Raw genomic sequence first — 24,898 nt, forward strand, 5'->3', positions numbered from 1 at the left:
TTGATTTTTTCGCGGCTCGCCGGCGCGGTCGCGCCGCAGCAGCGGCCTGAGCCGCGAGGCCGCCGTCGGCGGTCGCGGCTCAGGCCGCCCCTACGGCCAGCGCTCCTTCGCCGGTGCGCCGTCCGGCCTCACCGCAGTACCGGTTCGACCCAGGAGGTCATCGCCTGCACGTCGGCTTCGGTCAGCTCGGCCGACGAGGACGCCGGCAACAGCGCCGGGCCCTTGCCCGAGGCGCCCGAACTGCCCGACGACTTCTTGCCCGCCCCTTGCACCTGGGTGCCCGGGATCGGCTGGATGCCGCCGGTCGTCGATGGACTGACCACCATCACGTACTCGCTCGAACCGTCCGGCCAGACCACCTTGAAGGTGCTGCCGGGCGGCAGGGTCGAGAAGGGCGCGCCGCTCTGGGCGCGGTAAACGGCCGCGATCTGGGCCGCACTCAGCGAACGCAATTCGGTCTTCGAATCCGTCGAGGTCGCCGCCACCTGTCCCAGGTCGCGATAGTCCTCGCCGAACACGTCGATCATCACGCCGGCTGCGCCGACCGAATACGCGCTGAGCAGCAATGCCCAGAAACCGATCTTGGCCGTATTTATGAAGTGCTCGCGTTTCATTGCACCGTCCTCTGTTCGCCGACCAGCGAATCGACCATTTCTTCAACCACATCCGCCCCCTGACGCGGGATCGCCGCGTCGTATACGAAACTCGCAAAATCCTGTTTGGCGTCTTGCGAGCAAATTCCGCCATTGGCGCAGTACGACGTCATCAACGAACCCTTGGGACTGCAATCCTGCCCGAGCTCGCATGCCGCCAACTGCCAAGCCAGTTCCGCGAATTGAGTGCCGGCCACGCGCATATCGCCCCAGCGGCGGCCGTTGGCGGCGATGCCCATGCCGGGCGACAACGCCGAATAGGCTTCCGGGTCCTTGGAGCGCTGCACCCGATCGACCAGGTTGAGCCGGTATTCCTCGGTCTTCTCCAGCGGCTTGCCGGCGGCCAGCAGCGAGGCCTCGGCCGCGAGGCTGCCCGCCTGGGCGGCCTCGACCCGCTTGAGGAAGATCATCTGGTAGCTCAGGTTGTCGCTCGGCGCGAAACGCGCGCAGCGCGAGCTGACCCGGTTGCGCGCCTCGGTCATCGTCGCGGCGCCGCGCAGCTTCATGCTCTCGATCGTGCGCGTGTCGTTGCCGTAGTCGGCCGGCGCGCTGGCGTAGTTCGAGCAGTAATCGTAGACCCGGCTCAGCAGCCAGATCGCTTCGGGCTCGCCGGCATCGGCGCGCAAGCGGATCGACTGCGCATACGAATACAGGTCCGGCGCCTGCTCGAACTGCACCCTCAGCGGCGATGGCGCGACCGCGCCGCGGGGCGGGGTTTTCTTTTCCGCCACCGGCACCGAATCGTCTCGCGAGGCGTCGGCCTGGCCGCGCGCCGCCGGCTGCGGCCCAGCGTTGAACCGCACCGGCACGCTTTCGACCGATACCGCCTGTTCGCCGCTGTTGCGCCGGCCGGCATAGACGAAGGCCGCGGCCAGCAAGGCCACGCCCATGATCGCGATCAGCGAACGCCCGGACACGCGCGCACCGCCCGGCTTCCCGCCAGGGCCTGGCTTGTAACCGGAAGGGTAGGCATCGGACATCAAGACCGTTTCTCTGAGCCTCTACGCTGCTTGCACGAACCGGACGAAGCGCGGATGCCGGGCGGGACGCAGCGCCCGCGGGCGCTGCCCGGTCCGCCGGCCGGCCGGTGAGGGCCGGGACGGGCATTGGACCGGCATGAACCGTGTTTCGTCGAGATGCCGATAGTAAGTCAAGCGCCGCAGCGATGCCCGCACCACCCTGAACCGTGATGGATCTCCAACTTCAGCGAGACGGCGTATCAGCCGTCTGAGGCGGGCCCGGGAGGGGCCGCGGCGGCCTGCGCCGCGCAAGTCACTTCGCTGCCGACGACCGCCGGCCAATAGGGCTTGCCCTCGTCCACGCCGTGCTCGCCGGCGGTGGTGACAGCGAGGCGGTGGCCAGCGTCGGCGGCGTATTCGAAGTTGCAATAGCCCTGGCCGGTGCCGGCGCAGTCGACGACCTCGGGATAACCGGCCTCGATCAGGCCGGCCAGAAAACGCTCGGCGCCCTCTTCGCGCTCGGGCTGCACGCCGCGCCAGCCGGCGGCGAGCAACTTCGCCCGCGCCTGCGGCAGAGCCAGGCCCTCGATCCGCGGCACCGTCGCCGCGCCGGCGCAGTAAGCGTCCGACTCCGTCAAGGCGGCGAGTTCCAGGCCGGCGGCGGTCGCGAGCACCCGCGCACGCGCGATCCGCCATTCGCCGACCCGCAGTTCGCTACCTGCCTGGCCGGCCGCATCCGCACGATGCTCGAACACGCCCTGGACACCACTATCGAAACGGGCATTGTCGGAGCCGGCCTCGTCGGCCTGGAGGTCGCGTAATTGCGCCACCGCCCGGCCTTCGCGGAAGAACAGCACCCGCGCGGCCGGGAACATGCAGCCGAAGCCGGCCACGCGGGTCGCGCGCGGCGCCACCCCGACCACGCGGTAATCCTTCCAGGCCAGGTCGGCGAGAAGGGTCCAGCCGGCCGCGACCGAGGCCCGCCCCTCGCTCGACTTCGCGTCCTCGGCGCAGTCCGGCGCGCTGCCGTCGTCGGTCTGCGCCGGGCTCGGCGCGACATGGCGCGGCAGCTCGGTCACCGCCTCCAGGCGCAGTTGCTCGACTTGGCCTTGGGCGCCGAGTGGGGCGGCATCCACCTGGGTGGCGCCGACCCGGGCCGCGTTCGCGCGGGCGGCATCGACCTGGCCAGCAGCGGTTTGGCTGGCCCCCGCCGGAGGGGCACCGACCTGGGAGGTGTCGTCGCCGGCCGCGCAGGCGCCTAGGGCGAGCGATCCGAGCAGGATCCAGGCCCGCGACGACCTGCGCGGGGCGGTGGCGGTAGGTGGCGTGGCCTGCGGTTCCATGGCGTCGAACTCCCGAGAAGAGGCCGCACGCTATCTGATCGCCTCAAAACGGGTCAATAATGACCGCCGTTTTCGCCCTTCGCGGTAACCGATGCCCTTTCTCGAACTGACCCTGCGCTGCAGCGAAGCCGAACAACCGCGCTACGAAGCCGCGCTCGACGATGTCGGCTCGCTGGCGGTGACGATGCTCGACGCCGATGCCGACACCGGCAACGAACACGCGATCCTCGAGCCCGGCGTCGGCGAAACCCCGTTGTGGCAGTCGATCGTGCTCAGCGCATTGTTTCCGCACGATGCCGACGCGTTGGTGATCCTGGCCGCGCTGGAGTCCTTCGACCCGGGCCTGGAATGGGCTCAGGTGCGGTTCCGCCAGGTCGAGGACCAGGATTGGGAACGCGCCTGGATGGATCAGTACGAGCCGCTGCAGTTCGGCCGCCGCACCTGGATCGTGCCGTGGAATCACGAACTGCCGGCGGGCGCCGATGCGGCCGACGCGGCGGTGGTGCGCCTCGACCCGGGCCTGGCGTTCGGCTCCGGCACTCACCCGACCACCTCGCTGTGCCTGCAATGGCTCGACGCGCTGGCCGACGAAGGCGCGCTCGCCGATGCCACCGTGCTCGACTTCGGTTGCGGCTCGGGCATTCTCGCCCTCGCCGCGCTCAAGCTCGGCGCCGCACATGCAGTCGGCGTCGACAACGATCCGCAGGCGGTCATCGCCACCCACGACAACGCCGAACGCAACGACGTGGCCGCACGCATCGAAGTGCATTTGCCGCAGGACGAACCGGCCGCGACCTATCCGGTGGTGGTCGCCAACATCCTCGCCTCGGCGCTGGTCGCCCTGGCCGACACCCTCGCCGCGCGCGTCGCGCCGGGCGGACGCATCGCGTTGTCGGGCATCCTCGCCGGCCAGGAAGACGACGTGCTCGCGCGTTACGCCGCCGACTTCGAGGAGCTGCGCGCCGACCGTCTCGAAGACTGGATGCGCGTCACAGGCGTACGCCGGCGCTGAGCGCGACGGCATGATTGAATACTGAAATGTTCGCTGCCTGCCCTCATTGCGGATACCTCGTCGCCTTGATCGTCGCCAAGGACGGTCCGACCCGGGCCTGCCCGCGTTGCGGCGGCGACCTGGCGGCCGAGCCGGCGCCTGCGGAGTCGAGCGCAGTTGAGCCGGTCTCCACAGACGCGTCGCTGGGAGCGGCCTCGGCAGGAGCGGCCTCGATAGAAGCGGCCTCGATAGAAGCCGCCGTACCCGCATCGGACGCAGCGGCCTCGGCAGGAGCGCCGGCGAACGAGGCGGCGAACGCGCCGGCCGCGGCCGATACCTCCGACCCTGCGACGACGCAGGCCGGGGCCACCGCGGCACCGGTCGAGGCCGACGACAGCCGCCACGACCAGGCGGGGCCTCTTGCCGCCTCGTCCGAGCCGGCGGCGCCCGACGCGCAAGACGCCGCCGACAACGCGCCACTCGTGACCGCCCCGGGCGCCGCGCTGGCGCCGCTCAGCGCCGTCGCCGATGCGGCGGTGCCCAAGCGCGCGGTGCGCAAGCGGGCCGGCAAATCGGAAACCGCGGTGGCCAATGCGCGCCTCGCGCCGAGCTTCGTGCGCAGCCGGGCCCGAGCTGCGGCGCCGGCCGCGCGCCGGCACTGGAGCGGTCCCGTCGCGGCGATCGCGCTGGGGCTGCTGTTGGCCGTGCAACTGCTGCTTGCACAGCGCGACGAACTCGCCGCCGATGCGCGCTGGCGCCCGGTGGTCGGCGCCTTGTGCGGCGCGCTGCCGTGCGCGATCCCGGCGTGGCGCGAGCCCGCCGCGCTGACCATGCTCAACCGCAACGTGCTGCCGGTCGCAGACCGCGCCGGCGTGTTGCGGGTATCGGCCAGTTTCCGCAACGATGCGCGCTGGGCGCAGCCCTGGCCGACCCTGGTGCTGAGCCTGGAAGACGTCGATGGCCGCCGCGTCGGCCAACGCGCGTTCTCTCCAGAGGACTACCGCAAGGGGTACAGGGAAGGCGAGCTGATCGCACCGGGGCAGAGCGCCGCGGTGCAATTCGAGGTGCTCGAACCGGCGCCGCGCGTAGTCGCGTTCACGTTCGATTTCCGTTGAAATATCGCACCGTCGCGTTGTCTACCGCGACTCCCGCGCGCTAGACTCCCCCTCCCGTCGGCGATGCGCTGCAAGCGTATCGGGTCGCCCCCGGCGGAAGTCACTTGCCACGGGGATGCACTTGAACGCTCTCAACGACCGCAACGAAGCCGCCCGCTCCGGACCTCGCGTTCCGCTGCGCGACCACGTCGCGACTTCGATCCGTCGTTACCTGGGCGACTTGAACGGCAGCGGCACCGAGAACCTCTACGAGATCGCCCTGCGCGAGCTCGAAATCCCCTTGTTCGCCGAAGTCCTGCAGCATTGCGACGGCAACCAGAGCCGCGCCGCGGCCATGCTCGGCATTCATCGGGCGACCCTGCGCAAGAAGCTGCGCGAGTACGGGCTGGAGTAAGCGTCCGCTGCGTTGCGTTCGCCTTACGCGCGCAAATTCAATGCCGCAACCCCTGCAGGAACGGCGTAAGCCGCGACAGCGAAGGTGACGGATACCACGTCGTTTCGAGGACCCGTTTTTTGGGGTGTTTTCGGTTGTCCGGGCTTCGGTGATGCGCGTGCGGGCCGATGAATCCGCACCGGGGCAGGAGCGGCGCGAGCCGCGACAGGCGAAGGGGACCGATACCACGCGGGCGTGGGGCTACGACTCTACGAGTTGTTTCCGATTGTCCGGATTTCGAGGATTGCGCTTGCGTACACCGCTGCGGTTGGCCGGGCGTGTGACCGGACCAGCGCGCATGCGCGCTGATCGGTCCGGTCACACCCACCAATACCTGATCAGATGAAAGAAGACCGGGGCGGCGAAGCAGACCGAATCGAGGCGGTCGAGGACGCCGCCGTGGCCTTCGATCATGTGGCCCCAATCCTTGATGCCGCGATCGCGCTTGATCGCCGACATCACCAGCCCGCCGTAGAAGCCCATCAGGTTGATGACCAGGGCCAGCGCCGCCGCCTGCCAAGGGGTGAACGGGGTGATCCACCACAGCGCCGCGCCGAGCGCGGTCGCCGAGGCGACGCCGCCGACGAAGCCTTCGACGGTTTTCGACGGCGACAGCTTCGGCGCGATCAGGCGCTTGCCGCACAGCTTGCCCCAGACGTACTGCAGCACGTCCGAGGACTGCACCACGATCACCAGGAACGCGATCAGCAACAGGTTGCGCCCCTCGTAACCGGGGATGCGCAGGTTGATCAGCGCCGGCACGTGCGAGATGCAGAACACGCAGATCATCAGGCCCCACTGCACTTTCGCCGTGCGCTCCAGATACCGCGTGGTATCGCCGCCCACCGTCGCCAGGATCGGCAACAGCAGGAAGGCATAGACTGGAATCAGCAAGGTGTACAGGCCGTACCAGTCGGTGTAGACCAACCAGTACTGCAGCGGCAAGGCGAGATAGAACGCAGCCACCAAGGCGTAGTAATCGCTGCGCCGGGTCGGAGTCAGGGTGATGAATTCGCGCAGGGCGAACAGCGACACCAGCGCGAACAAGACGATCATGCCGACCCGGCCGACCACGAACGCCAGCCCGACCACCAGCGCCATCACCCACCAGGCGCGGATGCGCGCGACCAGGTTGGCGATCACCGCGCTGGGCCGTTCGCGGGTGCGCCAGCGCAGATATTCGGCGATCGCGGTCGCGACCAGCAACACCGCAGCCACGCCGATGAACAACAGCAATGAATGCGGCAGGCCGCGCAGCAACTCGATCATGCGCACGCTCCCTGGCTGCCGTGATCGTGGGCATGGGCGTGGCCCGACAAGGCCAGCAAAGCGTTGCGCGCACGCTCGAGGAACTGTTGTTTGTCCTCGTCCGGCCCGAGCCGCAAGGTCTCGCCGAAGGTCGCGGTGCACAGCAGCGGCAACGGCAGCAACTTGCCCTTCGGCATCACCCGCGCCAGGTTGTCGATCCACACCGGCACGAATTCGAGCTCGGGCCGCCGGTGCGCCAAGTGATACAGGCCGCTCTTGAACGGCAACAGCGGCTCGTCGCTCTGGTTGCGCGTGCCCTCCGGAAACAGGATCAGCGAGCAGCCCTCGTCGACCGCCTCGCACAAACTCTCGATCGCATCGCGCTTGCGCTGCGCCGGGTCGCGCTCGATCAGCACGCCGTTGAAGACTTCGCGGATCAGATAACGGCGCAGCGCGTCGCGCTGCCAGTAATCGGCGCCCGCCACCGGCCGCACTTCGCGCCGCAGGGCCGGCGGCAACGCCGACCAGATCATCACGAAGTCGCCGTGGCTGACGTGGTTGCCGTAATAGACCCGGCGATCGGACGACGGCGCGCAACGCCACAACGCGCGCGCGCCGGTCAGCAGCCGGATCGCGCCGCTGAAGCCGCTGGCCAGCCAACGCGAAATCATCGCGCCTCCAGCTCGCGCACGATCGCGCGCAGGCGCTGGGCGATGGTCCAGGCGGCGCCGAGGATCACCGCGGCGAGGGCCGCCAGCAACATCCAGGCGACCACCGCGGCATACCCCAGGGCCAGGCCGATCGCCGCGAGTACGGCGGCGACGGCGGTGGCGATCATGCGGGTGCGCCGCGGCATCGGGCCCTCGTCGTGTTCGCGCAGACCGCAGGCCATGCCCAGCACGCGCACGTAGGCGGTGCCGGACGCGAGCAGCGACGCCGCCCAGCCGAGGTCGGACGCCCACGCCATCCACGGCGTCAGGCCGTAGCCGACGCCGAGGAACACCAGCGCGTCGGCGAGCCGGTCCGGCGCGTCGCTGTAGACCTCGCCGGCCTTGCCGACCATGCCGCCGCGGCGCGCCAGCAAACCGTCGAGCCGGTTGCACAGCAGACGGCCGACCAGGCATAGCGCCGCGAACAACAGCAGAACCGCGCCGTAATGCGGCGGGTCGCGCAAGGCGAAGAAGAACGACAGCCCGGCCAGCGCCGACAGGCCGATCGCGAACAGGGAAATGCCGTTGGGCGTGGCACCGTGCGCGCGCAGGCGCGCGGCCAGGGCCAGCCGCCAGTCGCGCGGTGTGGCACCGGGCCGGTTGGAGCCGGCCTGGTTGGAGCCGGCCTGGTTGGGGCCGGCCTGGTTAGAACCGGTCTGGTTGGAACCGGTTGGCTCAGTGCCGGGTTGTTCGGAACCGGGTCGTGTCGTCATCGCTGTGCTCCGTTCAATCGCCACCTCCACCACAACCGCCGCAACCGCCACCGCCACCGCCGCCGTCTCCGCCGTCGCCGCCGCTGGAACCGCTGCCAGAGGCGCTGGAATTCGACACCGGCGTGCGCAGCGTGTGGTAGTCCGCCAGCGGCGTATCGATCAGCGCCATGGTCCCGGCCAGCGCGACGCGCTCGGCCAGATCGTCCGAGCGGCGGGTCTTGATGGTCGCGTCCTGCAGCGCGCGATCGCCGGCGCGGGTACGGCGCTGCGCGGTGCACAACTGCACCAGCACCATCAAGCCGGCCAAGGCGGTCAACACCACCAGGAACCCGATCGGCCGCCCGCGGGCTTCGCCGATCGATATCTTGGTCACGCCGAGGACGACGACCGCGTACATCGGCAGCGCCGCGGCCAGGCGGCCGCGCCAACGCTGCTTCTCGCTGAGCCACCAGCCCTTGCTTCGCATCGGTTGGGCTAGCCGCGCGTAATGCGCCCGCAGCGCCGGCATCGCCTCGCCGAGCTGCTGGGTGCGCTGCACGATCTTGGCCAGGCCTAGCAATCGCGACGGCAGGCCGGCCGCGCCGGCGCTCGCGCGCAGCCACACCGGCGAACGCGACGAGGCGGCGCTCTCCGCCGCGCCCGGATAGTCCAGCCTGATCGCATCGCGGGTGAGCAGTTCGACCACCGCCACATCGGCGGCGCGCTCGGCGCCGCCGGCCAGGAAGCCGAGTTCGATCGGATCGGCCGGCGCCTCCGCGCTCGGGACGTCGCGGCCGCGCAACGCGCGCTGCACCGCGTTACCGGCGCTGTAGGTCCAGCCGATCAGCGCGAAATACAGCGCCAGGAACCAGCCGCCGCGCCACTCCAGCGGATCGAACGTGCCGTTGCCGCCGGCGCCGAGCACGAAGATCGCGGCCAACAGCCCGCTCCAGCCCCACAACCACGGGCCGAGCCCCTTCGGCTCGAACAACCACGGCGAATTGACCCGGGTCAACGGCAGCCACACCGACTCGTCCGCGCTAAGCCGCGCCGGCTGCGCCTCTGCCGCCCAGAACCGCGGCGGCGGATCGCCGAAATAGCGACGGTAGCTGTCGATGGTGTCGAAGTACTGGCGGCGATGGCGCTCGTCTTCGGCCAGCCCGCCGAGCGAGGGCGAATGATGCAGGGCCTGTTCGAGCGCCTCGGGACAGAACCTCAGCCAGTAGTCGCGGGTGTCGGTCATGTGGGTATGCCAGACCCGGTCGACGATCTCGCTCGGGGTGACCGCATGGCCGGCGCCGACGGCGAGAAAACAGAATCGCCGGTATTCCTCGATCGCCTCCTGCGCGGTTTCGCGGTTCGACTGGCAGGCATGCGCCACGCGCTCGACGAAGGCCTCGTGTCGCTCGCCGCCGAAGCGGTAATCGCTCAGGCGCTGCCACAAGGCTTGGCGTTGCGGCGTCCAGATATCGTGCCCGTCCAAGGAAACTCCGTTCATGTCCACATTCGCTGACAAGCCCAGGCCAGGGCCGCCGCCTGCAGCACCAGGCTGAGCGCCTGGCGCACCATCAGAGCACGCGCACCGCGCCAGCGCGCCGGCCAGTCGCGGCCGTCGCGACCGGGCTCGAGCAAGCCCAGCGCGACCAGGCTCGCATCGAGCCGCCGCGCCGCACGCGCACTATCCTCGTCCTCGGACGCGGCCTGGAACAGGCGCGCGTCGAAGTCCACCCGCAGCGCGTAATAGCACTGCAGCACGCCGGCGCCGAGGCTCAGCGCCAGCGGCCACGCCCGCACGGAAACGTTCGGCAGCATCGCCGCGAGCAGCGCCGCGGCCAGCAACAGCAGCGACAGCGCGCGCAGCTGCCGGCCCTGCGCCAGCAGCGCGGCCATCGCGCGCAGGTCGAACGAGGTGGCGACCGGCGCGGTCATGCCGCCTGCTCCCGCGGCGGCACCGCACCGGCGACGGTTGCGCTGCCGAGCGCGGCCTCCAGCGCGCGCCGATGCGCCGCGCCGAGCACGATCGCCGGGCGCGCCTCGCGCAGGGTCGCGATAGCCGCCTCGACATCGGCGGCGCGGCCGCTGAGCAGCAACCAGGCCGCGACCGCCGCGGCGCTGCGCGAATAGCCCAGCGCGCAGCAGACCAGGACCTCCCCGCGCCGACGCAGGCGCTCGATGTCCTGTGCCGCCTGCCGCAGCTGCGCCGGCGTCGGCGCGACCAGATCCAGCATCGGCCGCACCGCATCGCCCTCGCGCCATGCCGGCAGCGACAGCTCGGCGCTGCAGTCGACGACCGCGGCGAACCGATCGCGTGCGCCCGCGCCCGGCAGGCGGCCGAGCCAGACGCCGTCGGCGACCGCCACCGGTTGCGGCGCGCGCCGCGTCCACCATCGCGAATTGAGCCAGGCGGCCAGCAGGTAAGGTGCATACAGCCAACGCGCGGCCGGGCTCAGGCGGCCGTCGGCGCGCTTCTGGAACCCGTTGGCGCCGAACAGCGCGTAATTGGCGGCCACCATCGCCAGCGACCAGGCCGGCCACAGCAGCCACCAGGCCGCCCCGCCGAGCGGCCAAGCCGCGAGCCCGCACGCCGCCGCGCCGGCGCAGTAGACCGCGGCCAACCGCCAACGCTGCCGATCGCGCGCGAGCGCCGCGCCGCGCCACGGGGCGGCGACGCCTTCCGGCCACAGCCATACGCACAGCCAGCCGGCAAGCAGCCCGGTCGGAATATCGATGAAGTGATGCTGGAAGGTGGTCAGCACCGACACGCCGATCAAAGCGAACCACAGGTGCAACAGCCAGCGCCACCCGCCGCGCAGGTGCCGGGCGAACCTCGCCCACAGCACGATCAGCAGCACGATATGCAAGGAGGGCGCCTGGTTGAAAGGTTTGTCGAAGCCGAGCAACACGTCGAACAGCCAGCCGAACACGCCGTCGCTGTCGGGGCGCTCGAAGGTGTAGCGCAATGGCCACAGCAGGAAGCAAGCGACCGCGATCGCTTGCGCGGTCAACAGCCGCAGCGCCTGGATATCCAGCTCGCGGCGGTCGCGGCAGACGAACAGCGAGATGCCGTAGAACAGGTCGATCGACCAATACGGCACGATGGTCCAGGCCCAGAACGGAATCGCCTGCTCCCAGGCGAAGACGATATGCGGCACCGCACTGCGCGAGGCCGCCACCGAATTGGCATAGCCGTAGCTGAGAAAGAACAGCGGCCCCAGCAACGCCAGCCACAGCACAGCCCGTCCCCAAGGACGCGGCGCTGGCGCCGCGGTCACGCCTCGACCCGCTGCGCCAGCGATACGGTGAAGATGCCCCAGGCGTCGATGCGCTGGTCGATCTTGCGAAAGCCCGCCGCGGCGACCAGGTCGTCCATCTCCTGTTGGCTGCGGCGCCGCATCACCCAGGCTTCGCCGCCGCGGTGGCTGGTGAGGGCGCGAGCGATGAATTCGAGCTGCGGATGCCAGGGCTGGCCGGTGTAGACCAGATAGCCGCCGGCGGGCACCGCCGCGGCCAGGCCGTCGAGCGAACGCCGCACCTGCTCGTTGTCGGGGAACAACTCGTACAGCCCCGACACCACCGCCAGGGTCGGGCGCGGGTCCAGCGCCGCCAGGGCGTTGCGATCGAAGGCATCGCCCTGGTCGAAGCGCGCGATCGCGCCGGCGCCGAGCTCATCGATCAGGGCGCGGCCCTGGTCGACGTTGAGTTCGCTGTAATCGCGCAGGCGGATCGAATCGGCGCGTTCGCTGCCTCCGGCCAGCGCTTCCAGCGCATAGCGGCCGTGACCGGCGGCGATATCCACCGCATCGACCGGCAAGCCGGCCGCGCGCAGGCGGCGCATGGCGATGCGCAGCAACTCGTGCAGGTGAGTGCGGCGCACGCGGATGCCGCGCCAGCCGATCGCCTGCAGATAGTTGCGGTCGATCAGGCGGCCGAGCGGCCCGCTGCCGCGTGCCTGGTTGCGATAGACGTAGTCCAGGCTGCTGCCCGAGTCGAAACCGGTGTCGATGCCGAGCTTGATGCCTTCGGAGAACCGGCCGCCGAAACGCAGGCCGGCGCGCACGAAACGCCAGCGCAGGTCGGCCAGCGACCAGCGCTGCGGCGGCCAGGACAGTCGCTCCGACTCGTCGAAACTCGGCCCGTGGCGATGCGCCTCGAGCAGGTCGGCGCGGCGCAGCGGCTCGGCGAAACGCGCCTGCACGAAGCTGCGGATGCGGTTGACCGCCGCCGCCCGGCCTTTTTCGCCGAGGGTGTCGTGATAGAAATCCGCGAACAGATGGCGCTGCTTGATGCTGGAACCCAGACGCTCGTAGAAACGGTCCTGGGGGCCGCGATGCACCACGAAGTCCGCGCCCGACACCAGCAGCTGGGTCGGTACCGTGATCGCCTGGGCGTCGGCGACGATGCGGTCGGCGGCCTCGTACAGGCCCAGCAACACCCGCACCGAAATCGGCCGCGCGATCAGCGGGTCGTTGCGATAGCTGGCGATGCGTTCGGGGTCGTGGCTCAGCCATTGCGGCTGGACGTAGCTGTTGACGAAGAAATTGCCGCGCAGCTTCTGCATCAGCTTCAGGCCCGGCCGCGCCAAGGGCAGGTACAGCTTGACCTTGAAGGCCGGCGAGGCCAGCACCAGCGCGCGCAGCCGCGGCGCGTAGTCGTGGACCCAGGTCGCCGCGACCACCGCGCCGACGCTCTGCGCGACCAGCGCGATCTGCTCGACGGCGATGCCGTGGGCTTCGGCGATGTGGGCGATGAAGCGATCGAGATCGCGCACCAGGGCCTCGAAGCCCGGCGCGTCGCCGCGCTCGCCCGGCGAGCGGCCGTTGCCGCGCGCATCCCAGGCGAAGAAATCGCAGTCGTTGAGATTCAACTCGCCGACCAGATGCGCGACCCGGCCGGAATGTTCGTGGCCGCGGTGCAGCAGCACGATCGCTCGGCGCGGTTGTCCGGGCGGGGCTTCGGTCGCCGGCCAGTGGCGATAGAACAGCGAGGTATCGTCGAAACTCGAGTACTGGCGTTCCTGATGTTCCCTCATGCTTGTTCTCCTTGTCGTTGCCCGACCTGGTCCGGCGCGGCTTGGTCCGGCGCGGCCTCGTGCCGCAACCCGGCGCGCACCCGGCGCACCACGGTCCATACGCACATCAGACCCATCAGGGCGAGCGCGAGTTCCGTAATCGTCGCGCCCACCCAGCCGCCGGCAAGCAGAACGCCGAGCAAGCCGATGCCGAAGGCGCGGTCGCTCTTGCCCATCGGCCCGTCGTAGCGGCGCGGCGCGCCGACCATCCGGCCGAGCACGCCGGCGTATTCGGTCAACGCGGCCAGCAGCACGAACCCGAACAACGGCGCCGCGGCGAGGCCGGGCACCGCCAACAGCGACAGATACAACGCGCTGTCGGACACCACATCGCACAGTTCGTTGAGGTAGGCGCCCAGGCGCGTTTGCTGGCCGAACTCGCGCGCGAGCATGCCGTCGACGGCGTTCATCGCCATGCGCAGGAACATCCACAGCGGCAGCAGCGCGAACAGCCACGGGCGTGCGTCGGCGCCCCAGGCGACCGCCGCCGCGACCGCGAGCGAGACCACGCCCGCCGCGACGGTGACCTGGTTCGCGCTGACCCCCAGCGCATGCAGGCGCCGCACCAGCGGCCGCAGCAGCGCCTGGAAGCGCCCCTTCAAAGCGTAGATCGATGCCATTCCCTGTGCGTTCCGTACTGCCCGGCATGGGCCGTCGCGCATCAGCTTAGCCGTTGGCCGGGGCGATGGCAGCGTCGGTTTGGAGCCGAAGAGCACTTCCCCCGCCTGCCTCTCCAAGAAGGATCGGCTACGGCGGAGCGCCACTGCGCCCGCAACCTCGCCCTTACCCGCATGAACGGCCGGCTTCCGGCCCTGCGCGGCTATAATTCCCGCGCCTTCCGCTGCCCTGCCTCCCGAATGACCTCCGATCGCCTGTCCGGCACGCCGGTTAAAATCCGCCGCGCCCTGCTGTCCGTGTCCGACAAGACCGGCCTCCTCGAACTCGCCCGGGCCCTGGCCGCACGCGGGGTCGAGCTGCTTTCCACCGGCGGCACCGCCAAGGCCATCCGCGACGCCGGCCTGGCCGTGCGCGACGTGTCCGAGGTCACCGGCTTCCCGGAGATGATGGACGGCCGGGTCAAGACCCTGCATCCGCTGGTCCACGGCGGCCTGCTCGGCCGCGCCGGCACCGACGATGCGGTGATGGCCGAACACGGCATCGCCGCGATCGACCTGCTGGTGCTCAACCTGTATCCGTTCGAGAAAGTCGCGGCCGATCCGGCCAGCAGTTTCGACGACATCATCGAGAACATCGACATCGGCGGCCCGGCGATGCTGCGTTCGGCGGCGAAGAACTTCGCCCGCGTCGCGGTGGCGACCGACCCGGCGCAATACGCCGGACTCCTCGCCGAGCTCGAGGCCGGCGACGGCGCGCTCAGCGCCAGGACCCGTTTCTCGTTGTCGGTCGCCGCATTCAACCGCGTCGCCCAGTACGACGCCGCGATCAGCAACCACCTCTCGGCGATCGGCGAAGACGGCAGCGCGCAGACCTTCCCGGCCCAGCACAACGCCAATTTCGTCAAGGTCATGAACCTGCGCTACGGCGAAAACCCGCACCAGCAGGGCGCGTTCTACCGCGACCTGCAGCCGGCGCCCGGCACCCTGGCCACCTTCACCCAACTGCAGGGCAAGGAACTGAGCTTCAACAATCTCGCCGACGCCGATGCGGCCTGGGAATGCGTGCGCCAGTTCGAGCGCCCGGCCTGCGTCATCGTCAAGCACGCCAACCCCTGCGGCGTGGCCGAAGGCGTGGCCTGCGGCGATGCCTACGAACTGGCCTATGCCACCGACCCGACCTCGGCCTTCGGCGGCATCATCGCCTTCAACACCCGGCTCGATGCGGCGACCGCCAAGGTGATCCTCGACCGCCAGTTCGTCGAGGTGCTGATCGCGCCCGACTACGAAGACGGCGTGCTCGACTACGCCAAGAAGAAGGCAAACGTGCGCGTGCTGCGCATCCCGCACGGCGAGGGCCGCAACCGGCACGATCTCAAGCGCATCGGCTCGGGCCTGCTGGTCCAGAGCAGCGACCTGCGCGAAGTCGGCCGCGACGAGCTCAAAGTGGTCAGCCGGCTCGCACCCACCGACGCGCAACTGAGCGATCTGCTGTTCGCCTGGCGCATCGCCAAGTTCGTCAAGTCCAACGCCATCGTGTACGCGCGCGACCACCGCAGCATCGGCATCGGCGCCGGCCAGATGAGCCGCGTCGTCAGCGCCAAGATCGCCGCGCTCAAGGCCGAGGAAGCCGGCTTGACCGTGCCGGGCTCGGTGATGGCCTCCGACGCCTTCTTCCCGTTCCGCGACGGCATCGACGCCGCCGCCGCGGCCGGGATCAAGGCGGTGATCCAGCCCGGCGGCTCGATGCGCGACAACGAAGTCATCGCCGCCGCCGACGAGCACGGCCTGGCGATGGTCTTCACCGGCGTGCGCCACTTCCGCCATTGATCGAACGGCGCGGACGCGCTGCATCCGCGCCGATTCCGAACTCCCGACTTCCCGCGGCCGCCCACCGGCCGCGCCCTCTCCGCCATGAACCGACCGCCGTCGCGACACACGCTGGGCCGTTCTATCGCACGCAAGCTGCTCGTGCTGGCGCTGCTGTGCGTGGTCCTCGCCGGCTGGGCCGGCTGGCAGCACTCGCGCCGCCAGGCGGTCGCCAGCGAAGTCCTCGGCGACTTCCGCGCCGACGGGCGCGCCGTCACCCTGCTGCTGGTCGAGCCGGACGTGTCGTTGAACCTCGACGCCGGCCTGCGCCGCGACTCCACCGCGCGGCTCGCGCGCGCGCTCGAACGGCGCCTGAGCGATCTGGGTTACCGCACCCTCGCCCTGTCCGCGCGCAGCGACGAGGAACGCTTCGGCCAGACCGCGCAAGCCAGCGTCCGCAACGCCGCGATGCAACACCAGGCCCGCACTACCCAGGCGATCCGCGAGGCCGGCGCGCCCGTGCTGCGGGTGTCGCTCGAGGGCATGAAGCGCGACGGCCGCGAAATCGCCGAACAGGCCTACCGGCTCGAACTGCTCGACCCGCGGACCCTGCAGCCCGCCTGGCGCGCGACCCTGACCTGGCGCGAGGGCCGCTACCAATCGCTGGCCCTGCTCTGGCACCTGCGCCAGAACCGGCTGCCGCCGCCGCTGTGGGACAGCCTGGCCGACCTGGCCATGGCGCAGATGCGCGAGGACGGGGTGATTCGCGCCGAGGCGCTGATCCAGTAATGCCTGCCGCGCTTCGGCTCGCACTCCGACCGCGGCGAGCGCCAGCTTGGGGGTAGGAGCGGCGCAATCCGCGACCGCTCGAAGCCCGGCCCCTCCGGCGCAACACGCTTCTCCGAAGCGACACCTCTCCTGCTGAACCGCCTCTCCGGCCGGAGGTCGCGGCTTGCGCCGCTCCTGACCGGCGCCTCGCTGCGCCAGGCTTGCCGTGCAGCGGTCGCCCCGCCCCCTGCCTGCGCGTAAAATCCGCGGCTGTTGTCCTTACCCCCGCTGGAGCACGCATGAAGATCCTCGTTATCGGTTCCGGCGGGCGCGAACACGCGCTGGCCTGGAAGCTGGCCCAGTCGCCGCGCATCGACGAGGTGCTGGTGGCGCCTGGCAATGCCGGCACCGCGCACGAGGAGAAATGCCGCAACGTCGCGGTCGCCGCCACCGACATCGACGGCCTGCTCAAGCTCGCCGCCGAGGAAGACGTGGCGCTGACCGTGGTCGGCCCCGAAGCCCCGCTGGTCGCCGGCGTGGTCGACCGATTCCGCGCCGACGGACGCCGCATCTTCGGGCCGACCGCCGCCGCGGCCCAGCTCGAAGGCAGCAAGGCCTTCGCCAAGGATTTCCTGGCCCGCCACGGCATCCCCACCGCGTACTACGCCGTGCACACCGAAGTCGACGCCGCGCTGGCGTATCTGCGCGAGAAGGGCGCGCCGATCGTGGTCAAGGCCGACGGCCTCGCCGCCGGCAAGGGCGTGATCGTCGCGATGACCCTGGAAGAGGCCGAAGCCGCGGTGATCGACATGCTGTCGGGCAATGCCTTCGGCGCGGCCGGCGCGCGCGTGGTGATCGAGGAATTCCTCGATGGCGAAGAAGCCAGCTTCATCTCGATGGTCGACGGCAGGCACGCGCTGCCGATGGCGACCTCGCAGGACCACAAGCGCGTCGGCGACGGCGACACCGGCCCCAACACCGGCGGCATGGGCGCCTACTCGCCGGCGCCGGTCGTCACCCCGGAAGTGCACGAGCGGGTGATGCGCGAGGTGGTGATGCCGACCGTCGACGGCATGATCGCCGACGGCGTGCCGTTCACCGGCTTCCTCTACGCCGGCCTGATGATCGACCAGGCCGGCGCGCCCAAGGTCATCGAGTTCAACGTCCGCTTCGGCGACCCGGAGACCCAGCCGGTGATGCTGCGCCTGGATTCGGACCTGCTCGACCTGGTCGAGGCCGCGCTCGACGGCCGCCTCGACACCGTGCAGGCGCAGTGGAGCCCGCGGCCCTCGCTCGGCGTGGTCATGGCCGCGGCGAACTACCCGGAAACGCCGCGCGCCGGCGACGTCATCCACGGCCTGACCGCGCCGCAGCCGCCGCACGCCAAGGTGTTCCAGGCCGGCACCAAACTCGGCCCCGACGGCGAAGTGCTGACCGCCGGCGGCCGCGTGCTGTGCGTCTGCGCCCTCGGCGACGACGTCGCCGAGGCCCAGCGCGAGGCCTACGCCGCCCTCGCCAAGATCCGCTGGGACGGCGAGTTCCATCGCAACGACATCGGCTGGCGCGCGATCGAACGCGAACAGGCGGCGAAGGGCTGAGGCCTAAGTTTCCTCCATCGCTGCGCATAAATCGAAACGGCCGGAAGAGCTCCTCTACCGGCCGTTTCTCTGCCCCTGGCGGTTCGGTCGCGACTCACGTCGCTCCTACGCGAGCCAGCAGCCCAGGGTAGGAGCGGCGCAAGCCGCGACCACGGAACGCGCAGAAACGACAACGCCGCCGTCATCGATCGAAACCGCGAACCATCGCGTGCAAACCGGCGCAAACCGCCACATGACCGCTCCAAGAAACAGCGTGGCTTCACCCGATCAAGCCACGTCGCTACGTCGCACTCGGCGCTCCAAACCAAACGCCTAGCGCTTCCGCCATCCCCGCATCGCCGCCGTCGCCGACCCAGGCCACATACCCGTCCGGCCGGATCAACACCGCCGCCGGCGCCGGCACCGCACCCAACGCCGGCAACTCCCAGGCGCCGTCGTAACCAGCCTCGACCACGCGCACCCGGTCCGCCCAGGCCCCGATATCGACGCTGCCGCCCGCGGCGAAATCCAGCAGCAGCGGCCGCGCGTCATGCAGCAGGGCATACGCCCGCACCGCCTCGCCGGCCACGACCAGATCCAGATCCGGCATGCGCCGCCCGAGCAGCGGATGCCCGTCGCCGAGCTCGTAGCGAATCCCCAGTCCCGACAACATCGCCGCAAAGCGCCGGCGCGGCTCGTCCATGCCGAGCAACTCCGCGACGGTCTCGCGCAAGGCCGTCGTACGCTCGTCGCCGCGCCGCAACGCGATCGACGCCATCGTCGTACGCAGCACTCGCGCCGCGACCGCATGGCGCTCGGCGTGATAGCTGTCGAGCAGGCGGTCCGGCGACAGCCCCTTGACCACCTGCGCCAGTTTCCAGCCCAGATTCACCGCATCCTGCACGCCGAGCTGCAGACCTTGCCCGCCATCGGGCGCATGCACATGCGCGGCGTCGCCGGCCAACAACACGCGCCGCTCGCGATACGTCGCGGCCTGCCGCGTCGCATCGGTGAAACGCGAGATCCAGGTCGGGCTGTGCACACCGTAGTCGGTGCCGCACACCGCGATCAGCGCAGCGCGCAGATCCTCCAGGGTCGGTTCGCCGCCGGCGCCGACCTGCGCCTCGGTCAGCATCACCCGCACCGGCCCGGAGTCGGCGTAGACGACTTTGCCGTCGCGGATCTCGTACTCGGCGCGGCCGAAGGAATGGATACCGAAGCCACTGCGATGCACGCCCAACGGCGGCGTCTGCGCCATCTCGACCTCGGCGATCAGATGGCTGGTCGTGGCGTCCCAGCCGGGAAAATCGATGCCGGCCGCCTTGCGCACCCGGCTGCGCCCGCCGTCGCAGCCGACCAGATACTGCGCCTGCAAACGGCTGTCGTCCGACAAGACGATCTCCACGCCGGCCTCGTCCTGCGCCAGGCCCACGACCTCGCATCCGCGCAGGACCTTCACGCCGAGTTCGTCGACCCAGCCGGCGAGAATCCGTTCGATGCGGTTCTGCCATAGCCCAAGCCCGTACGGATGGCGGGTCGGAAACCCGCCCAAGTCCAAGGTCACCCCGGCGAAGCCGGCGACCTGCGCCACCTGTCCCTCGGCCAGAAACCGATCGACGATCCCGCGCTGATCCAGCACTTCCAGAGTGCGCGCATGCAGCCCGCCCGCACGCGACCCGGCCAGTTCCTGGCTCGCACGCCGCTCGACGATCGCCACATCGACCCCGGCCAGGGCCAGTTCGCCAGCCAGCATCAACCCGGTCGGCCCGCCGCCGGCGACGATCACCTCATGGCGGCCCGCCGCGCGCCCGTCGCGCTGCCCGTCGGCGGTTTCCGCACGACTGCGAACCGCCGCCGCATCGTCCGCACGCCCGTGTTCGCCGTGCTCCCGCACCGCCCATTTCGATGCCCACATGCTCATAGCCCGTCTCCCGGTTGCGTAGCCTCGCTACGGCGGGCGATTGAGCACCACGCCCCGGGGCTTGCCGCAAGCCCCGGGTGGGATAAGATATTGGCAGGGACGAAGCGCCCTCAATTTCCAGATCGGCTCCGCCCCTTTGCAGCGATGGCGTGAGCCGCGACTGACGACACGCATCAAGCATCGGTCTCGCCGTCATCGACCGACGCCAGCGATCAAGGGCAGAAGCGGCGCAAGCCGCGATCAAGGCACGCGCAGAAAGTACGCATCCGCGGCCAAACATCGAAGCCGCGCAGCCTCAGGCCCGATTCGCGCGGTCCGCCTCAAAGGCGAGCCAAACCTCTACGCCACCCCTTCCTCCGGCGCCGGCTGCAAGGCCACCATCACCTCCTCCAACTCCGCGATTTCCTTCTCCAGCGCGTCGTAGAGCTCACCCTGCCGCGTCATCAGTTCCTCGATGTTTTCCGCCTGCTTGAGCTTCTTCAACTCGCCGTCGAACAGCAGCCACTGCGCCGTCAGCTGCTCGACGTAATTTTTCGCGTAGTGGCGCATCTCCTTGAGCTGGTTCAACGCCGCATTGACCTGGTCCAACGGAGTCTTGGTATCCGCAGTCATACCCGGTTTCCTCTTCAACTAAGGTGCCGCCCCCAGGGTAATGAGGCCTTGCGGGCTCGACGTGAAATTCCTCGCAACGGCCTGCACCCGTTCCGGCCGCTGACGTTCACCCGGCGCCGACATTTCCGAACCCGCGCCACCATGAATCGCGGCGCTGCAGCCATTACGCGAATCGGATACTCGTGGGACCGTTTCGAAACGGATGGACGATGCGAGACATCGAAGCCGCAGTCGCGCGCGAGTTGTCCGAGGAACTCCCGTACGTCCCCATTGCGATCGGCATGGATCCGTCCGATTGCGCCTGGGCCGGAGCGATCTGTCTTTCGCTGGCCGGGCATCCGGATTCCGACGTCAGGGGCAATGCCATTCTCGGGCTCGGCCATCTTGCCCGCACCTGCGGCCGTCTCGACCTGGCCCGCGTCGTGCCCGCAATCGCCGATGCATTGCACGACGAAAGCGCGCACGTCCGCGGCCAAACCGAGTGCCGCGGACGACGCGTGGCATTACCTCGCACTCCGGGTGCCTGGCCACCTCGCCCGACCGATCCGGCGCACGGCCGGAACCGAAACATCGACATCGCCGGTCGCTTCGACCACGACACGCTAACCCGCGTCCACTTACACTGCCGGCCCATTCGCTACGCCAAGGACACGCATCCATGTCGCCGACGGTCGCAGAAGGCGCCTACATCGCCATGAGGCTGGGCGAAGCCCTGGCGATCCTGGTCGGGGCCTGGCTGTTGACCACGCTGCTGCGGCACTTGGTGCGGCGGATCTGCCTCCGCTACGACATCGCGCCGGCGTTCGGGCTGGGCCTGCGGCGGGTACTCAGCACCTTGATCTACATCGGCGCGCTGCTGCTGTTCCTCAACCGGCTCGGCATTTCCGGTTCGGTGGTGTGGACGACGCTGACCGGCTTCGTCGCGGTCGGCGCGGTGGCGTTCTTCGCCGCCTGGAGCGTGCTGTCGAACATCTTCTGCGCGTTCCTGATCCTGACCACGCGGCCGTTCCGGCTGTACGACTACATCGAGCTGCTGGAGAACGGCGACAAGCCGGGGCTGCGCGGGCGGGTGATCGACATCAATTTCATCTACACCACCTTGCAGGAGATCCATGCCGGCGGCGAGGACTCGGTGCTGCAGGTGCCCAACAGCCAGTTCTTCCAGCGCACCACGCGCCGCTGGCGGCAGGAACCGGCCTGGAGCCGGGTCGCGCGCGAGGAAACCGGCAGTGCGGCCGATTGGCAGGTCGCGGCCGGGCGCTGAGCGACCGCAAAAGCAAACCCTCCTGCCCCCTCTGCAACGGGCGGCGAGACAGGCTCGAGAAGGCGGCAACCGCGGGTTCGAGGCGACCGGCAAGCGGGTGACCGGCAAGCGGTCGTGGGAGCGACCGCCGCAACCCGGCAGGACCACAGGGTCGGGGCGTCGCGGCCGGGCCGTGGCTTCGCGGTCTAGTTTTCCGCTACTCCGCCCATCGCGCTACACGGCACCGGGACGGGTTTGTTAGGCTCGCCCGGCGAATCCTTCGCGCGAGCCGCACATCGACGTGCGGGTTTGATCGGACAAGCAGGACGGCATGGCGCACAACCAGTTCGCGTTGCTCACCCAACGGCGTTTCCTGCCGTTCTTCCTGACCCAGGCCCTGGGCGCGTTCAACGACAACGTGTATCGGCAGGCGATCATCGGCCTGCTGTTCTACCTCGGCGTCAGTCCCGAGCAGCGCACGCTCTACACCAATCTCGCGCCGGCGCTGTTCATCCTGCCCTACTTCCTGTTCTCGGCGACCGCCGGGCAGATCGCCGAGCGGCTCGAAAAACACAAGCTGATCCGCATCACCACGACCATGGAGATCGCGATCATGTCGCTGGCCGCGGTCGGGTTCCTGACCCAGAACCTGCCGGTGCTGCTGGTCGCGCTGTTCTGCACCGGCCTGCAGTCGACCCTGTTCGGCCCGGTCAAGTATTCGATCCTGCCCTCGGTGCTCAAGCCCGAGGAACTCACCGGCGGCAACGGCTTGGTCGAGATGGGCACCTCGATCTCGATCCTGGTCGGGATGATCTTCGGCGGCCTGATCTTCAAGCTCGCCGGCAGCCACGGCCCGGTGGTCGCGGCCAGCGCGATCGTCGTCCTGGCGATCACCGGCAACATCGTCAGCCGCCTGATCCCGCGCGCCGACGCCGGCGAGCCGGGGCTCAAGATCAATTGGAACCCGATCCCCGAATCGGTCAAGGTCCTGCGCATGACCCGGCGCCAGCCGGCGGTGCGCAATTCGGTGCTCGGCGTGTCCTGGTTCTGGTTCGTCGGCACGGTGCTGACCTCGCAGCTGCCGACCTATGCGGTGGACAACCTCGGCGGCGCCGAGACGCTGTACATCTTCGCCCTGGCGCTGTTCTCGGTCGGCACCGGCGTGGGTTCGATGCTGTGCGAACGGCTGTCGGCGCGCACGGTCGAAATCGGCCTGGTGCCGCTCGGCGCGTTCGGCATGAGCGCCTTCATGGTCGACCTGTTTTTCGCCCGCAGCGGCGCGGCGACGGCCAGCGGCCTGGAGATCGCCGGGTTCCTCGCCCAGCCGGACAGTTGGCGGATCGTCATGGACCTGGTCGGCATCGGCGTGTTCGCCGGTTTCTTCGTCGTGCCGCTGTTCGCGCTGATCCAGAACCGCACGCCGAAGAACGAGCTGTCGCGCGTGATCGCCGGCATGAACATCCAGAACGCCGCCTTCATCGTGCTGGCCGCAGTGCTGGGCGTGGTGGTGCAGAAGTTCTTCCACTGGACCATCCCGCAGATCTTCCTGGCCCTGGCGATCGCCAATGCGCTGGTCGCGATCTACATCTTCACCATCGTGCCCGAGTTCCTGATGCGCTTTCTGAGCTGGGTGTTCGTGCGCACCCTGTACCGGTTGCGGGTATCGGGCACCGAGCGCATCCCCGACGAAGGCGCCGCGCTGGTGGTGTGCAACCACGTCAGTTACATGGACGCGCTGATCCTCAGCGCGAGCATCCCGCGCCCGGTGCGCTTCGTCATGTACTACAAAATCTTCAACATTCCGGTGATGAGCTGGATTTTCCGCACCGCCAAGGCGATCCCGATCGCCGGCGCGAAGGAAAACCCGGAGGTGATGCGGCGCGCGTTCGAGGAAATCGAGGCCGCGCTCGACGACGGCCAGTTGGTCGGCATCTTCCCCGAGGGCGCCCTGACCAAGGACGGCGAGATCGCCAAGTTCAAGTCCGGCGTCGAACATATCCTGGACCAGCGTCCGGTGCCGGTGATCCCGATGGCGCTGCGCGGCATGTGGTCGAGCATGTGGAGCCGGCGCAACGCGCGCGCCGAGGGAGGCCGCCTGGCGCGGATGCGTTTGCCGCGGCGCTTCCGCGCCCATGTCGAAGTGGTCGCCGACGCGCCGGTGCAGGCGGAAACCGTCACCTCCGAGTCGCTGGAAGCGCAGGTGCGCGCGCTGCGCGGCGACCGCGCCTAGCCGCGCCTGCGGCGCGCGGGCCTGATCGGGAGTGCGGGCCGGGGAGTGCCGGGCCGCGGACGCGCTGCTAGGATGCCCCGACCGCCGCGTCGCGGCATCCATCGTTCGAGAGGGGGATCTCATGAATCAGCCGACCGCCGGAGCACCGGTTTCGCCGTACCCGAATTACCTCGCCTGGTCGATCACGGTCACCGTGTTGACCTTCTGCCTGTGCTGCATCGTCGGCTCGATTCCCGGCATCGTCGCGATCGTCTACGGCAGCCAGGTCAACAGCAAGTACGCCGCCGGCGACGAAGCCGGTGCGCGCCGCGCTTCGGAAAACGCGAAGATCTGGACCTGGGTCGGCACCGGCCTGGCCGTGCTCGGCCTGATCTGGATGATCGTGTCGTTCTTCATCAACGGCGCCTCGTTCCTGTACGGCGACGCGTTGCAGGAATTCCAGCGCATGCAGACGCGCTGATCGGTCGAACCCGACGCAGTGGATACGATGAAAGCCGGATCGCGCCACCTCGCGCTCGCCGCGACCGCCGCAGCCGCCACGGCCGCGGCGGCCGCCGGCGTGTGGGTGCTGCGGCGTTTCGACCCCAGCGCCGCCGGCAGCCCGTTGCCGGGCTGCCTGTTCTACGAGTTCACCGGCCTGTACTGTCCCGGTTGCGGCATGACCCGGGCCCTGCACGCGCTGGTGCACGGCGACCTCGCCCAGATGCTGGCGATGAATCCGCTGCTGCCGTTGCTGATGATCGCGGTGCCCTTGCTGGCGCTGCAGGGCTTGGGATATCGCTTGCCGTTGCCGAAGGCGGTCGTCGCCACTCTGACCAGCGCGAAAGTCTGGATCGGCCTGCTGCTGGGTTTCTGGTTGCTGCGCAACCTGCCGTGGTGGCCGTTCGCCTGGCTCGCGCCGGGCTGATCGCG

24 protein-coding genes are annotated in these 24,898 nt (G+C 69.6%); 11 read left to right on the forward strand and 13 right to left on the reverse strand.

Going from position 1 to position 24,898, the window contains the following annotated elements; translation table 11 throughout:
- Positions 1-128 precede the first annotated feature (128 nt).
- The 3 genes from AC6CH2_RS15245 to AC6CH2_RS15255 form a co-directional block, all read right to left on the reverse strand.
- Positions 129-614: a hypothetical protein gene (locus tag AC6CH2_RS15245; RefSeq protein ID WP_498269948.1), complete on the reverse strand. Its 486-nt coding sequence runs from the start codon at positions 612-614 to the stop codon at positions 129-131.
- Entirely contained in the window at positions 611-1,570 is a 960-nt protein-coding gene (locus AC6CH2_RS15250) for a hypothetical protein (RefSeq protein WP_498269949.1), read from the reverse strand. Before AC6CH2_RS15250 ends, AC6CH2_RS15245 begins: the two co-directional genes overlap by 4 nt.
- A 302-nt stretch (positions 1,571-1,872) precedes the next feature.
- Positions 1,873-2,955, reverse strand: a complete 1,083-nt coding sequence (locus tag AC6CH2_RS15255) for a hypothetical protein (protein ID WP_498269950.1) — start codon at positions 2,953-2,955, stop codon at positions 1,873-1,875.
- Positions 2,956-3,046: 91 nt separating this feature from the next.
- On the opposite strand from AC6CH2_RS15255, the gene prmA reads away from it, so the two are divergent.
- The 3 genes from prmA (at position 3,047) to fis (ending at position 5,455) form a co-directional block, all read left to right on the forward strand.
- Positions 3,047-3,967: a 50S ribosomal protein L11 methyltransferase gene (prmA, locus tag AC6CH2_RS15260; protein ID WP_498269951.1), complete on the forward strand. Its 921-nt coding sequence runs from the start codon at positions 3,047-3,049 to the stop codon at positions 3,965-3,967.
- 26 nt (positions 3,968-3,993) lie between these two features.
- A complete protein-coding gene (locus tag AC6CH2_RS15265) occupies positions 3,994-5,061 on the forward strand; it encodes a DUF3426 domain-containing protein (RefSeq protein WP_498269952.1) in 1,068 nt (355 codons plus the stop codon).
- 121 nt (positions 5,062-5,182) lie between these two features.
- Positions 5,183-5,455, forward strand: a complete 273-nt coding sequence (gene fis, locus AC6CH2_RS15270) for a DNA-binding transcriptional regulator Fis (RefSeq protein WP_031370276.1) — start codon at positions 5,183-5,185, stop codon at positions 5,453-5,455.
- Between the two features lie 357 nt (positions 5,456-5,812).
- Here the strand turns inward: fis and AC6CH2_RS15275 are convergent, their stop codons facing one another.
- From AC6CH2_RS15275 to AC6CH2_RS15310, 8 genes are read right to left on the reverse strand one after another with little or no spacing between them, the layout of a single operon-like run.
- Positions 5,813-6,763: a phosphatidate cytidylyltransferase gene (locus AC6CH2_RS15275; protein ID WP_435396097.1), complete on the reverse strand. Its 951-nt coding sequence runs from the start codon at positions 6,761-6,763 to the stop codon at positions 5,813-5,815.
- Positions 6,760-7,413 (reverse strand): lysophospholipid acyltransferase family protein, encoded by a 654-nt coding sequence (locus AC6CH2_RS15280; RefSeq protein ID WP_498269953.1) that lies wholly within the window; start codon positions 7,411-7,413, stop codon positions 6,760-6,762. Before AC6CH2_RS15280 ends, AC6CH2_RS15275 begins: the two co-directional genes overlap by 4 nt.
- Positions 7,410-8,165 (reverse strand): CDP-alcohol phosphatidyltransferase family protein, encoded by a 756-nt coding sequence (locus tag AC6CH2_RS15285; protein ID WP_498269954.1) that lies wholly within the window; start codon positions 8,163-8,165, stop codon positions 7,410-7,412. The genes AC6CH2_RS15280 and AC6CH2_RS15285 overlap by 4 nt, the downstream gene beginning before the upstream one ends.
- A gap of 13 nt (positions 8,166-8,178) precedes the next feature.
- Positions 8,179-9,642 carry a TIGR04222 domain-containing membrane protein gene (locus tag AC6CH2_RS15290; RefSeq protein WP_498269955.1) on the reverse strand — a complete coding sequence of 488 codons (1,464 nt, stop codon included), beginning with the start codon at positions 9,640-9,642 and terminating at the stop codon, positions 8,179-8,181.
- Positions 9,639-10,073, reverse strand: coding sequence for a hypothetical protein (locus tag AC6CH2_RS15295; RefSeq protein WP_498269956.1), 435 nt, complete (start codon positions 10,071-10,073; stop codon positions 9,639-9,641). The genes AC6CH2_RS15290 and AC6CH2_RS15295 overlap by 4 nt, the downstream gene beginning before the upstream one ends.
- Complete coding sequence (locus AC6CH2_RS15300) at positions 10,070-11,416, reverse strand: phosphatase PAP2/dual specificity phosphatase family protein (RefSeq protein WP_498269957.1); 1,347 nt, start codon at positions 11,414-11,416, stop codon at positions 10,070-10,072. Before AC6CH2_RS15300 ends, AC6CH2_RS15295 begins: the two co-directional genes overlap by 4 nt.
- The gene (locus AC6CH2_RS15305; RefSeq protein WP_498269958.1) at positions 11,413-13,173 is read right to left on the reverse strand and encodes a bifunctional alpha/beta hydrolase/class I SAM-dependent methyltransferase; all 1,761 of its coding nucleotides are present in this window, start codon (positions 13,171-13,173) and stop codon (positions 11,413-11,415) included. Before AC6CH2_RS15305 ends, AC6CH2_RS15300 begins: the two co-directional genes overlap by 4 nt.
- A complete protein-coding gene (locus AC6CH2_RS15310; protein WP_498269959.1) occupies positions 13,170-13,832 on the reverse strand; it encodes a CDP-alcohol phosphatidyltransferase family protein in 663 nt (220 codons plus the stop codon). The genes AC6CH2_RS15305 and AC6CH2_RS15310 overlap by 4 nt, the downstream gene beginning before the upstream one ends.
- Before the next feature lie 237 nt (positions 13,833-14,069).
- Between AC6CH2_RS15310 and purH the strand changes: the two genes are divergently transcribed.
- The 3 genes from purH to purD all read left to right on the forward strand — a co-directional run bounded on the left by purH (position 14,070) and on the right by purD (position 18,001).
- On the forward strand, positions 14,070-15,656 hold the full coding sequence (purH, locus tag AC6CH2_RS15315; RefSeq protein WP_498269960.1) for a bifunctional phosphoribosylaminoimidazolecarboxamide formyltransferase/IMP cyclohydrolase: 1,587 nt from the start codon (positions 14,070-14,072) through the stop codon (positions 15,654-15,656).
- 84 nt (positions 15,657-15,740) lie between these two features.
- Positions 15,741-16,424: a hypothetical protein gene (locus AC6CH2_RS15320; protein WP_498269961.1), complete on the forward strand. Its 684-nt coding sequence runs from the start codon at positions 15,741-15,743 to the stop codon at positions 16,422-16,424.
- A gap of 278 nt (positions 16,425-16,702) precedes the next feature.
- The gene (purD, locus tag AC6CH2_RS15325) at positions 16,703-18,001 is read left to right on the forward strand and encodes a phosphoribosylamine--glycine ligase (RefSeq protein ID WP_498269962.1); all 1,299 of its coding nucleotides are present in this window, start codon (positions 16,703-16,705) and stop codon (positions 17,999-18,001) included.
- A 280-nt stretch (positions 18,002-18,281) separates the two neighbouring features.
- On the opposite strand, the gene AC6CH2_RS15330 is transcribed toward purD, so the two are convergent.
- Complete coding sequence (locus tag AC6CH2_RS15330) at positions 18,282-19,901, reverse strand: FAD-dependent monooxygenase (RefSeq protein WP_498269963.1); 1,620 nt, start codon at positions 19,899-19,901, stop codon at positions 18,282-18,284.
- A 339-nt stretch (positions 19,902-20,240) separates the two neighbouring features.
- Entirely contained in the window at positions 20,241-20,513 is a 273-nt protein-coding gene (locus tag AC6CH2_RS15335) for a hypothetical protein (protein ID WP_498269964.1), read from the reverse strand.
- A 209-nt stretch (positions 20,514-20,722) separates the two neighbouring features.
- On the opposite strand from AC6CH2_RS15335, the gene AC6CH2_RS15340 reads away from it, so the two are divergent.
- From AC6CH2_RS15340 to AC6CH2_RS15360, 5 genes are all read left to right on the forward strand, one after another.
- The gene (locus AC6CH2_RS15340; RefSeq protein ID WP_498269965.1) at positions 20,723-21,211 is read left to right on the forward strand and encodes a hypothetical protein; all 489 of its coding nucleotides are present in this window, start codon (positions 20,723-20,725) and stop codon (positions 21,209-21,211) included.
- The gene (locus tag AC6CH2_RS15345; RefSeq protein WP_498269966.1) at positions 21,172-21,777 is read left to right on the forward strand and encodes a mechanosensitive ion channel domain-containing protein; all 606 of its coding nucleotides are present in this window, start codon (positions 21,172-21,174) and stop codon (positions 21,775-21,777) included. The genes AC6CH2_RS15340 and AC6CH2_RS15345 overlap by 40 nt, the downstream gene beginning before the upstream one ends.
- A 310-nt stretch (positions 21,778-22,087) precedes the next feature.
- The gene (locus tag AC6CH2_RS15350; RefSeq protein WP_498269967.1) at positions 22,088-23,986 is read left to right on the forward strand and encodes an MFS transporter; all 1,899 of its coding nucleotides are present in this window, start codon (positions 22,088-22,090) and stop codon (positions 23,984-23,986) included.
- Positions 23,987-24,107: 121 nt separating this feature from the next.
- The gene (locus AC6CH2_RS15355) at positions 24,108-24,446 is read left to right on the forward strand and encodes a CD225/dispanin family protein (RefSeq protein WP_498269968.1); all 339 of its coding nucleotides are present in this window, start codon (positions 24,108-24,110) and stop codon (positions 24,444-24,446) included.
- Positions 24,447-24,473: 27 nt separating this feature from the next.
- Positions 24,474-24,893: a DUF2752 domain-containing protein gene (locus AC6CH2_RS15360; RefSeq protein WP_498269969.1), complete on the forward strand. Its 420-nt coding sequence runs from the start codon at positions 24,474-24,476 to the stop codon at positions 24,891-24,893.
- Positions 24,894-24,898 lie beyond the last annotated feature (5 nt).

This window comes from Lysobacter sp. GQ73 (assembly GCF_059758755.1).

Excerpts from the sequence above, each read along its gene's own strand:
- AC6CH2_RS15245 (WP_498269948.1), bottom strand. The coding sequence starts at position 614 with ATGAAACGCGAGCACTTCATAAATACGGCCAAGATCGGTTTCTGGGCA.
- AC6CH2_RS15255 (WP_498269950.1), bottom strand. The coding sequence starts at position 2,955 with ATGGAACCGCAGGCCACGCCACCTACCGCCACCGCCCCGCGCAGGTCG.
- prmA (WP_498269951.1), top strand. The coding sequence starts at position 3,047 with ATGCCCTTTCTCGAACTGACCCTGCGCTGCAGCGAAGCCGAACAACCG.
- AC6CH2_RS15265 (WP_498269952.1), top strand. The coding sequence starts at position 3,994 with ATGTTCGCTGCCTGCCCTCATTGCGGATACCTCGTCGCCTTGATCGTC.
- AC6CH2_RS15275 (WP_435396097.1), bottom strand. The coding sequence starts at position 6,763 with ATGATCGAGTTGCTGCGCGGCCTGCCGCATTCATTGCTGTTGTTCATC.
- AC6CH2_RS15280 (WP_498269953.1), bottom strand. The coding sequence starts at position 7,413 with ATGATTTCGCGTTGGCTGGCCAGCGGCTTCAGCGGCGCGATCCGGCTG.
- AC6CH2_RS15285 (WP_498269954.1), bottom strand. The coding sequence starts at position 8,165 with ATGACGACACGACCCGGTTCCGAACAACCCGGCACTGAGCCAACCGGT.
- AC6CH2_RS15290 (WP_498269955.1), bottom strand. The coding sequence starts at position 9,642 with ATGAACGGAGTTTCCTTGGACGGGCACGATATCTGGACGCCGCAACGC.
- AC6CH2_RS15295 (WP_498269956.1), bottom strand. The coding sequence starts at position 10,073 with ATGACCGCGCCGGTCGCCACCTCGTTCGACCTGCGCGCGATGGCCGCG.
- AC6CH2_RS15305 (WP_498269958.1), bottom strand. The coding sequence starts at position 13,173 with ATGAGGGAACATCAGGAACGCCAGTACTCGAGTTTCGACGATACCTCG.
- AC6CH2_RS15310 (WP_498269959.1), bottom strand. The coding sequence starts at position 13,832 with ATGGCATCGATCTACGCTTTGAAGGGGCGCTTCCAGGCGCTGCTGCGG.
- purH (WP_498269960.1), top strand. The coding sequence starts at position 14,070 with ATGACCTCCGATCGCCTGTCCGGCACGCCGGTTAAAATCCGCCGCGCC.
- AC6CH2_RS15320 (WP_498269961.1), top strand. The coding sequence starts at position 15,741 with ATGAACCGACCGCCGTCGCGACACACGCTGGGCCGTTCTATCGCACGC.
- purD (WP_498269962.1), top strand. The coding sequence starts at position 16,703 with ATGAAGATCCTCGTTATCGGTTCCGGCGGGCGCGAACACGCGCTGGCC.
- AC6CH2_RS15330 (WP_498269963.1), bottom strand. The coding sequence starts at position 19,901 with ATGAGCATGTGGGCATCGAAATGGGCGGTGCGGGAGCACGGCGAACAC.
- AC6CH2_RS15335 (WP_498269964.1), bottom strand. The coding sequence starts at position 20,513 with ATGACTGCGGATACCAAGACTCCGTTGGACCAGGTCAATGCGGCGTTG.
- AC6CH2_RS15340 (WP_498269965.1), top strand. The coding sequence starts at position 20,723 with ATGCGAGACATCGAAGCCGCAGTCGCGCGCGAGTTGTCCGAGGAACTC.
- AC6CH2_RS15345 (WP_498269966.1), top strand. The coding sequence starts at position 21,172 with ATGTCGCCGACGGTCGCAGAAGGCGCCTACATCGCCATGAGGCTGGGC.
- AC6CH2_RS15350 (WP_498269967.1), top strand. The coding sequence starts at position 22,088 with ATGGCGCACAACCAGTTCGCGTTGCTCACCCAACGGCGTTTCCTGCCG.
- AC6CH2_RS15355 (WP_498269968.1), top strand. The coding sequence starts at position 24,108 with ATGAATCAGCCGACCGCCGGAGCACCGGTTTCGCCGTACCCGAATTAC.
- AC6CH2_RS15360 (WP_498269969.1), top strand. The coding sequence starts at position 24,474 with ATGAAAGCCGGATCGCGCCACCTCGCGCTCGCCGCGACCGCCGCAGCC.